The 9,325-nt window shown below is 67.8% G+C and carries 11 protein-coding genes and 1 tRNA gene; 6 read left to right on the plus strand and 6 right to left on the minus strand.

Going from position 1 to position 9,325, the window contains the following annotated elements:
- Positions 1 to 954: ATP-binding protein (locus tag NON22_RS15415; RefSeq protein ID WP_257387840.1), on the plus strand; the 954-nt coding region annotated here is incomplete at its 5' end.
- Here NON22_RS15415 and NON22_RS15420 read toward each other — a convergent pair.
- On the minus strand, positions 955 to 1,677 hold the full coding sequence (locus tag NON22_RS15420; RefSeq protein ID WP_257387841.1) for a Crp/Fnr family transcriptional regulator: 723 nt from the start codon (positions 1,675 to 1,677) through the stop codon (positions 955 to 957).
- Positions 1,678 to 1,845: 168 nt separating this feature from the next.
- Here NON22_RS15420 and NON22_RS15425 point away from each other — a divergent pair, with 168 nt between their 5' ends.
- The 5 genes from NON22_RS15425 (at position 1,846) to tmk (ending at position 5,641) form a co-directional block, all read left to right on the plus strand.
- Positions 1,846 to 2,880, plus strand: a complete 1,035-nt coding sequence (locus NON22_RS15425) for a hypothetical protein (protein WP_257387842.1) — start codon at positions 1,846 to 1,848, stop codon at positions 2,878 to 2,880.
- A 180-nt stretch (positions 2,881 to 3,060) separates the two neighbouring features.
- Positions 3,061 to 3,921, plus strand: a complete 861-nt coding sequence (locus tag NON22_RS15430; protein WP_257387843.1) for a TonB-dependent receptor — start codon at positions 3,061 to 3,063, stop codon at positions 3,919 to 3,921.
- Positions 3,922 to 4,064: 143 nt separating this feature from the next.
- The gene (locus tag NON22_RS15435) at positions 4,065 to 4,385 is read left to right on the plus strand and encodes a hypothetical protein (RefSeq protein WP_257387844.1); all 321 of its coding nucleotides are present in this window, start codon (positions 4,065 to 4,067) and stop codon (positions 4,383 to 4,385) included.
- A 40-nt stretch (positions 4,386 to 4,425) separates the two neighbouring features.
- The gene (locus NON22_RS15440; protein WP_257387845.1) at positions 4,426 to 4,749 is read left to right on the plus strand and encodes a YebY family protein; all 324 of its coding nucleotides are present in this window, start codon (positions 4,426 to 4,428) and stop codon (positions 4,747 to 4,749) included.
- 196 nt (positions 4,750 to 4,945) lie between these two features.
- Entirely contained in the window at positions 4,946 to 5,641 is a 696-nt protein-coding gene (tmk, locus tag NON22_RS15445; protein WP_343231947.1) for a dTMP kinase, read from the plus strand.
- A gap of 57 nt (positions 5,642 to 5,698) precedes the next feature.
- Here tmk and NON22_RS15450 read toward each other — a convergent pair whose 3' ends face one another.
- From NON22_RS15450 to ybgF, 5 genes are all read right to left on the minus strand, one after another.
- Positions 5,699 to 6,886: a tyrosine-type recombinase/integrase gene (locus tag NON22_RS15450; RefSeq protein WP_257387846.1), complete on the minus strand. Its 1,188-nt coding sequence runs from the start codon at positions 6,884 to 6,886 to the stop codon at positions 5,699 to 5,701.
- A gap of 163 nt (positions 6,887 to 7,049) precedes the next feature.
- Positions 7,050 to 7,125: transfer RNA gene (locus NON22_RS15455), tRNA-Lys, on the minus strand.
- 265 nt (positions 7,126 to 7,390) lie between these two features.
- Complete coding sequence (gene queC, locus NON22_RS15460) at positions 7,391 to 8,059, minus strand: 7-cyano-7-deazaguanine synthase QueC (protein WP_257387847.1); 669 nt, start codon at positions 8,057 to 8,059, stop codon at positions 7,391 to 7,393.
- 12 nt (positions 8,060 to 8,071) lie between these two features.
- Positions 8,072 to 8,776, minus strand: a complete 705-nt coding sequence (queE, locus tag NON22_RS15465; protein ID WP_257387848.1) for a 7-carboxy-7-deazaguanine synthase QueE — start codon at positions 8,774 to 8,776, stop codon at positions 8,072 to 8,074.
- A 33-nt stretch (positions 8,777 to 8,809) separates the two neighbouring features.
- Positions 8,810 to 9,325, minus strand: a 516-nt coding sequence (gene ybgF, locus NON22_RS15470; protein ID WP_257387849.1) for a tol-pal system protein YbgF, incomplete at its 5' end; no start/stop codon positions are given.

Below are 9,325 nucleotides of genomic sequence, written 5' to 3' on the forward strand. Positions count from 1 at the left end.
GTCGGCCGCGGCGCCGAGCTCACGCGCAAGCTGCTCGCGTTCGCGCGGCGCCAGCGCCTGAGCCCGGCCGCGATCGCGCCGGCCGCGCTGCTGGCCGATCTCGGCCGCATGCTCGAACGCACGCTCGGCGAAGCCGTGCAGGTGCGCATCAGCTGCGACGACCGCGTACCGGCGGTGTATGCCGACGCGGTCCAGCTCGAGAACGCGCTGCTGAATCTCGCGCTGAACGCGCGCGACGCGATGCCGCGCGGCGGCCGCCTGGCCATCAGCGCGAGCGAGGAAGAACTCGGCCAGCGGCCCGAAGGCAGCGAGTTGCCGGCCGGCCGCTATATCCGCTTCACGGTCGCCGACACCGGCCTGGGCATGGCGCCTGACGTGCTCGCGCGCGCGTTCGAGCCGTTCTTCACGACTAAGGACGCCGGCAAGGGCAGCGGCCTCGGCCTGAGCATGGTCTATGGCTTCGTCAAGCAGTCCGGCGGCCATCTCGTCGCCGACAGCCGTCTCGGCTACGGCACGACGATCGACCTGATCCTGCCGCTGGCCGCGAACCCGGCGAGTCCGCCCGGCATGACGACGGGCGCCGGCCTGCCGCGCGGCAGCGGCACGGTGCTCGTCGTCGAGGACGAGGCCGAAGTCCGCGACGTGGCCGTCGCGTTCCTGCGCGGCTTCGGCTACGACGTGCTCGAAGCCGGCGACGCGGAGCAGGCGCTGCGACATCTGCACGACAGCGCGCCGATCGCGCTGCTGTTCAGCGACGTCGTGCTCGGCGACGGCGCCAGCGGCATCGAGCTCGCGCTCAGCGCGCGCCGTCTGCGGCCGGGCCTGCCGGTGCTGCTGACCTCGGGACACGAACTCGGCAACACGACGCCGCACGCGTTCACGCTGCTGCGCAAACCTTACCGCCGTGAAGAGCTGGCCGCCGCCGCGCAGGCGGCGCTGCACGGCAATTCCTGATCAGGCCGCGCGGCGCTGTTCCTGCTGCGGGCCTTCGGCCTGGCGCTGCAGCTGCTCCGTGCAGACGATGCGAATTTCGCGCCGTTCCACCGCGATGATGCCGCGCGCGGCCAGCTGGCTCAGCGCGCGCGTGACGGTTTCGTGCTTGAGGCCGAGGAAGCTCGCGATGTCGACGCGGCTCATGCGCAGCAGGAAATGACTCGCACAGAAGCCCAGCGCCCGATGGCGGCGCGACAGGTCGAGCAGAAACGCCGCGACGCGCTGTTCGGCGCCGAGCGTGCCGAGGGTCAGCATCCAGTAGTGGTCGCGGCGCAGCTCCGTCGCGAGCGCCTGGGTCAGCAGTGCCTGCAGCGCATTCATCGCGGCGCAGGCCGTCATGACCGCCGGGTACGGCAGCTCGATGACTTCGCACGTGTCCAGCGCGACGACGTCGACGCTGTAGCGGTCGCTGCCGATCGATTCCACGCCGAGCAGCTCGCCGCGCATCGGGAAGCCGGTGACCTGCTGGCGGCCGTCGTCGCTGCACAGGCTGGTGCGCAGAAAGCCCGCATGCACAATGTACAGCGCGTTGAAACGCTGGCCGGCGCGGTACAGGTACTGGCCCGTGCGCAGGCGGCGGCGCGTGACCGGGACATAGGCCGACAGCGTGGCGACGTCGATCATTTCCTCGACACTGCGCGGAATCGGCAGCGGGGCAACGGCAGTGGCGGCGGCGATGGTCATGGCGGGGCTCCGGGCGGCGGGAGAACGTGGCGCCACCTTAGCGAGCGGACCTGCGGTGTTTGACGACGGCGCAGCAACGCTGCGTAACCGTGCGTAACGGCTCGGTAACTCCGGTTTGAATTGACTTGCCTCAAGACGTTCGCGCGGCGACATGGACACAGTGCCGCCATGGATTTCGGTTTCCGCTACCGCCACGGCGTGCACGCCATGCAGGCCTCCTTCGTCGACCCGGCCGCGGTCGAGGCCTGGGACGCCTGGTTTCGCTGGCGCGAAGGCAACGAGCTGCGCGACGTCACGATCGACGCGACCTGGTCGCGCGTGACGCGGGCGCTCTGCGCGCTCGCGCCGGGCGAACCGGCGCAGCACGAACAGCAGGTCGGCGAGGCGATCAGCAGCTGGCGCCTGCTGCCCGACGCGCGCGTGCTGGCCGGCGCCGGCCGGCGCCAGTTCGCCTGGCCGGCCGAAGCGCTGTACGTCGGCATCAACCTCGCGCGCTTCGTCAGCCTGCCCTTCACGGCCAAGGCCAGCTTCCAGCGTACCGCCCTGGCCGAGACCGCGCGGCTGGCGCTGCGCCTGATCGACGACATGTACCTCGCCGCCGGCGGCGCCGGCGCGCCGCCGCGGCTGGGCATACTCGGGCTGGCCGACGCGCTGGCCATGCTCGGCGTCGACTACGCCTCCGAAGCCGGCGCGCACACCGCGGTGCAGATCGCGCGCGACTTCGCCGCCGCCAGCCTCGAGGCCACCTGCGAACTGGCCGCCGAGCGCGGCAACCGCGCCAACGATGCGGTCATCGATGCGGCCGTGCTCAAGGCCGAAAGCCTCGATCTCGCACCGGCGCAGCGCCAGCGCATCGGCCGTCGCGGCCTGCGTTTCGCGCCGCTGACCGCGATCGCCGCGCAGCCGCGCCTGGCCCTGGTCGCGAACAACGTCGCCGACGCGATCTCGCCGCTGCGCGGCGAAAAGATGCCATACCAGATCGTCGGCGCGAACGGCCGGCGCCGCGTGACCGCTTCGGGCTTCGCGATCACCCTGTGGCGCCAGCTCGGCGCCCGCGCCGACGAGACCGCGTTTCCGTTCAGCACGGCCGCGACGGCCGGCGACGCCGGCGTCGCGCGCATCCGCGCAGCGATGACACCGTGGTTCGATCAGATCGCCGATACGCAGTCCGAAGCGGACGACAGCCCGGTCGTCGTGGACTGACGTCGCGTCGATCACCGGCGGGCCGCTTCGCCGCCGCGCATTCCCGCCTGCCCCTGCGATCCGTTGCCGCGCTTGCGTCCCGGCGGCCTGGAGTATCGTACGCACCGCCTCGCAAATAAGAGTCATTCTCGTTATCAACCGAGGCGGCCACCGATCGCCACAGCACCGACAGGAACAACCATGCATGAACCTTCCTTGCCCGTCCGGCGCCGCTCACGCCTGGCGCTGGCCCTCGGCTGCGCGCTCGGCGCGCAGGCATTCGCCGAAACAGTTTCCGGATCCGCGACCGCACCCGAGGCCTACGATCGCAGCGAGACCGACACCCTGGACGAGGTCGAAGTCAACGCCGTCGTCAAAGGCTATGCCGTGGATCGCAGCAGCACGGCGACCAGGACCGACACGCCGCTGCGCGACGTGCCGCATCGGTATCGTCACCGACGAACTGATCCGCGATCAGGCCATGCAGAACATGGGCGACGTGGTGCGCTACATCCCGGGCTTCGGCATGGCGCAGGGCGAAGGCAACCGCGACGCGCCGGTCCTGCGCGGCAGCGCGTCGACGTCCGATTTCTTCGCGACGGCCTGCGCGACGACGTGCAGTACTTCCGCGATTTCTACAACGTAGAACGCGTCGAAGGCCTCAAGGGCCCCAACGCGATGATCTTCGGCCGTGGTGGTTCGGGCGGCCTGATCAACCGCGTGACGAAGCAGGCCGACTGGAACGACGCCGGCAACGTATCCGTGTTGTTCGGCTCCTGGGGAAACCGGCGCACGACCGCCGATCTCGATCGCGCTCAGCGCCACCGCCGCGTTCCGCGTGACCGGCCTCTACGAGAAACTCCGGCTCGTATCGCGACGACGCCTCCATCGAGCGCTATGGCATCAATCCGACGTTCGCGCTGCGCATCGGCGACCGCAGGCAGGTCACCCTCGGCTACGAACATTTCAAGGACGAACGCACGGCCGACCGCGGCATTCCCTCGCTCGGCGGGCGACCGCTGGAAACCGACGCGTCGACCTTCTTCGGCGATCCCGACCTGAGCCCGACCTCGGCCAGGGTCAACGCGTTCAGCGCGCTGCTCGAACACGACTTCGACAACGGCGCCGTGCTGCGTAACCGCACGCGCTGAGAGTTCCGGTGCGGTCACGACACCATCGATAATAAGTCAATGATGGAGGCGACCATGGCATCGAGCAATTTCACGCGCGGCGACCTGCACCGCCAGGACTACGAGTGGAGCGCGCAGCACGGCGACGACCCGGCTAGCCGCTTGTGGCCTGATGACGTGCTATTCGATCGAAATCAAGGCTACGAAGTGCTTTCTCTTCTCAATCGCTTCGCGTTCGGGAAGCCCGACGAGCGCGCATATTTCCTCGCGGGTGAGGAATGGTTGCGCGATTTGCCAGGCAACATCCGCGCACGACGAAACGTCCTTGCGTGGCTTGAGGAGCGGGCAAGATTCCGACCGATTTTCAAGGGCGGGGCGCTCAATCAAATTCGATGAGTCGCGGTAACGCACAACCGAGCCGAGATGAGGAGCTGCCATGATTCGTCGACTTTCAGCCGCAATCGCTCTGAGCCTCATCCCGTTGATCGCATCTGCCAGCGAGCGCGTCGTCAGCAAGTCCGACCTCGGCGATAGATGGCCGCTGACGGTCGACTCCGGAACGCTTCGCTGCCGGCCGTTCAGGGGCAATCTCCAGATCCTCACGATCGAGGTGGACGGCAAGGTCTGGGCCGTCAATGGCACGGCGATCGGCCAGGGCTTTCCCGAGATCAATCCGATCTGGAAGGGCAACCCGGAGATCCCCGGCGCCAAGATCAACATCGGTCCGCTGATCGACCTGGCGAAAAGTCTCTGCGGGTAACCGAAACCCCATCCGTTCGCCAACTGGCGGGATTTTCGAGTGGCTGAATTGTGCTTGCCGCATTGGATAGTGCGTGGGTACGCGCCGGAACCTTCGCGAATTCGGATGCCTTTCTGCCGCGCCCGCTTTGAGCAATGACGCTCGGAATTAGAAAGGGACTCACGTACACTGCCCGCGTTTCCGGGGATTAAAAGCAGTGCGCACGATCAAGGGCGGCCTACTAATTGCCATCGAAGGCATTGATGGAGCTGGGAAAAGCACCCTGGCTCGTGGTCTTGCACGCGTACTCAGTGACATCGGCATCGATCCCATCCTGACCAAGGAACCGACCACCGGACCGTACGGTGCCGCGCTTCGCGAGAGCGCGATTGCGGGGCGACGCAGTGCGGCCGATGAACTGGCGCTATTCGTTGCAGACCGCCGCGAACATGTGGCAAAGCTATTGGCGCCGGCCCTCGCCGAGGGGCGCGTCGTCATACTCGATCGCTACTATTTCTCGAATGCCGCGTATCAAGGGGCCGCGGGTCTGGACGCCGACAAGATCATTGAAGCGAACGAGGCATTTGCCCCGCGGCCAGATCTGCTGATCCTGTTAGATTTGCCTCCTGAAATTGGCTTGGCCCGCATCGCGGCGAGGGGGGACAAAGCCAATGAGTTTGAGACCATCGACAACCTAAAGAGCTGTCGCGCCATTTTCCGCAGCGCTCCGAAAGCCATTGTGATCGATGCGACGAAATCAGCGGACGCGGTCCTCGCAGAAGCACGCGATCACGTTATCGCCGCCGTTGCCAAAGTTGCTCATGAACGCTTCGGTTTCGGTGTCGAAGCGGCGCAGTCGATCAAAGATCTCGTCGGACCACTGTTGCAGGAACGGTATTCGGCACTCGTATAGTGCATTGAATCGCCAATTACTCCGCTGCGCCGCTGCCTTCAGAACGCGCAGACCTGCCTAGGCGGATGCAGCGCGCAACCCGTCCAGATATTCGGCCCAAGCCTGCATCATCTTCCGCCGCTCCGGCAGGTGCGCAGTGCGGTTGTAGGCCCGCCCGTTGGCGTCCTTCACGGCGTGGGCCAGCTGGTGCTCGATCCAGTCGACCCGGAAGCCCAGCACCTCGTCGAGGATGGTGCGTGCGGTCGCTCGGAAGCCGTGACCCGTCATCTCGTCGGGGCCGATGCCCAGGCTGCGCATGGCTACCAGCACCCCGTTCTCCGACATCGGCCGGCGGCCGCCGCGCGCGGTAGCGAAAACATACCTGCCGCGCCCCGTCAGGCCATACAGCTCGCGCAGCACCTCTACGGCCTGGGTCGCCAGCGGCACGATGTGGTCGGATCCGGTCTTGCTCGTCGTGAAGCGCCACTCCGCCGCGTCGAGGTCGACGTGGGCCCATTCCATGGTGCGTAGCTCGCCGGGGCGGACGAAGAGCTGCGGGGCGAGCTTGAGCGCGGCTCGGACCACAGGCCCGCCGGCGTAGCCGTGCAGGGCCGTCAGCAGCGCGGGCAGTGCCTTCGGATCGGTGATCGCGGCGAAGTGCTTCTTGCGCACGGACGGCAGCGCGCCGCGCAGGTCGCCAACCGGGTCGCGCGTCGCCCGGGCCGTGGCCACGGCGTAGCGGAAGACCTGGCCGCAGGCCTGCTGCACCCGGTGCGCGGTCGAGACGACACCCCTACCCTGCAGCTTCCGGGACACGGCGAGGACCTCGGGCGCCGTGATCGCAGAGATCGGCCGCTTGCCGATGGCCGGGAAGGCGTAGAGCTCGAGGCGCGCGGTCATCTTGGCCAGGTGCGAGGGGACCCACTCGCGCGCTTTCATTGCTAGCCACTCGCGAGCGATCACCTCGAAGGTGGTGGCCGCCTCGTCGGCACCAGCCAGGCGCGCAGCTTTGCGCGCGGCGCTCGGGTCTCCGCCGGCAGCGATCAGCTTGCGGGCGCTCTCGCGATGGGCGCGCGCCTCTTTGAGCCCGACGTCGGGATAGATGCCGATGGCGAGGCGCTTCTCTCGGCCGAGGTGTCGGTACTTGAGGCGCCAGAGTTTGCTGCCGCTGGGAGCGACTTCCAGGTACAGGCCACCACCGTCGAACAGGCGCACTGGCTTGTCGGCCGGCTTGGCAGCACGAATTGCGGTATCGGTCAGAGGCATTGGGGGCATCGACCTTCTGGAAGGCTAGGATGCCCCCAAAAATGCCCCCATTTCTGGGCGAGTGTCAACGGACAAGGTCGGACACCGACGAACGGGAAACGTCGATTTCTCGGGGACTATGAGGGGATTTCTGGACTCCGGCGAACATCGCCGGACTAGTTTGTGGTGGGCCGTGATGGACTCGAACCATCGACCAACGGATTAAAAGTCCGCTGCTCTACCAACTGAGCTAACGGCCCACGGGCGGTGTTGCGTGGCGGCGGCGGAGGGCCGGCGCGCGGGGACGCGAAGTTTAGAGCCTGGGGGAGACCCAAACAAGTCCGCTATCGGCCGGCTATTTGCCGGTATCGGCACCGATCCGGCGGTCGAGGCACGGTGCGAACGCGGCGCTTTTCGCGGCTCGCGGCGCGAACGACGGAACGGCGAAATCGCGATTCCCCCGCCCTCGTCGACGCCAGCCGCGGCAGCGAGCCGGTCACGCCTTCGCGCTCCGCTGCTGCGGTTTCAGCGATAGCGGGTCGGATCGATCAGGCCGGCTTCGCGGAAACCTTCGGCGCGCAGGCGGCAGGCGTCGCAGTGGGCGCAGGCGCGGCCTTTTTCGTCGGCCTGATAGCAGGACACCGTCGCGGCGAAATCGACGCCGAGGCGCGTACCTTCGCGGGCGATGTCGGCCTTGCTCATGCGCATCAATGGCGCGTGGACGCGAATCTGCGCGCCTTCGACGCCGGCCTTGGTCGCGACATTCGCGAGCTGCTGGAAGCTCTCGATGAACGCCGGACGGCAGTCGGGATAGCCCGAATAGTCGACGGCGTTGACGCCGCAGAAGATGTCGGCGGCACCGAGCACTTCGGCCCAGCCCAGCGCGATCGACAGCATGATCGTGTTGCGCGCCGGCACGTAGGTCACCGGGATGCCGGCGCCGCCCTGCTCGGGCACGGCGATGTCGGCGGTCAGCGCCGAGCCGCCGATGCTGCGCAGGTCGACGGTGACGGTCTTGTGCGCGGCCGCGCCGAGCATCGCGCAGACGCGATCGGACGCATCGAGCTCTGAAACGTGGCGCTGGCCGTAGGCCACGCTGAGCGCATGGCAGGCGAAGCCCTGCTCGCGCGCGATCGCGAGCACCACGGCCGAATCCATGCCGCCGGAAACGAGTACGACTGCGGGTTTGCTCATTGCCTCACCGATTCAATGCCCGGGCTCGTCGCCCCAGAGCAGCTTGTGCAGTTGCATCTGCAGGCGCACGGGCAGACGGTCGTGCAGTATCCATTCCGCGAGCTCGCGCGGCGCGACCTTGCCGTGCACCGGCGAGAACAGCACCTGGCAGCGCGCGGCCAGCGCATGCTCGCGTACGGTCGCGCGCGCCCATTCGTAGTCGGCGCGGCCGGCGAGCACGAACTTGACCTGGTCGTGAGCGCGCAGATGCTCGAGGTTGCTCCAGCGGTTGCGCTTGAATTCGCCCGAGTCGGGCGCCTTCAGGTCGACGACCTTGCGCACGCGCGGATCGACGGCGGACACGTCGAGCGCCCCGGACGTCTCCAGCGACACCTCGTAGCCCGCGTCGCAGAGCCGTCGCAGCAGAATGAGGCAGCGCTTCTGCGCGAGCGGCTCGCCGCCGGTCACGCAGACGTGGCGCGCGCCGTGGCTGGCGACTTCGGCCAGGATCGCGTCGATCTCACGCCACTGCCCGCCGTGGAACGAATACGTCGTGTCGCACCAGGTGCAGCGCAGTGGGCAGCCGGTCAGGCGCACGAACACGGTCGGCCAGCCGACCGCGTCGGCTTCGCCCTGGATCGAATGGAAGATCTCGGTGATGCGCAGCCGTTCGCCGACCGGCCGCGGCGCGGCGGCGATGGGGTCGGAATTCGCGGGAGTGGCGGCTTCAGCCGACATGGCCGCAGCCGCCGGTATTCACGAAGAAGGCGCTCAGTGCGCGCCTTCGGACTGCATCGCGCGCAGACGGCCCTGAGCGAGCCGCGCGACGACCGTGTCCGGGTATTTCTGCACGACGCTGTTCAAGGTCGCCTTGGCCGGCTCCCACTGCTTGAGTTCGTACTGGCAGTAGCCGATCTTGAGCAGCGCGTCGCGCGCCTTCTGGCTTTCCGGATAGGTCTTGAGCAGGGTCTGGAAGGTTTCCAGCGCGACGCGGTAGTTCTGCGTGATGTAGTACGACTCGCCGAGCCAGTAGTAGGCGTTGGACGTGAGCTCGCTCTGCGGATACGCGTCGATGAAGGCCTGGAAACGGCGCGTCGACTCCGGATAACGGCCGTCCTTGAGCGCGTTGAACGCTTCGTCGTAGCTGGCCTTCTCGGCGGCCGGATCGAAACGCGTGCCGGCGGCGGCCGGCGGCGGAGTTGCCGCCGCCGTGGCCGGCGGGGTGCGCGGCGCCGCGGCGCCGGGCATGGCCGTCGTCGCCGGGCTGTCGAGCGACAGCGCCGGATC

It is taken from the genome of Tahibacter caeni, from assembly GCF_024609805.1.
Classification (GTDB): domain Bacteria; phylum Pseudomonadota; class Gammaproteobacteria; order Xanthomonadales; family Rhodanobacteraceae; genus Tahibacter; species Tahibacter caeni.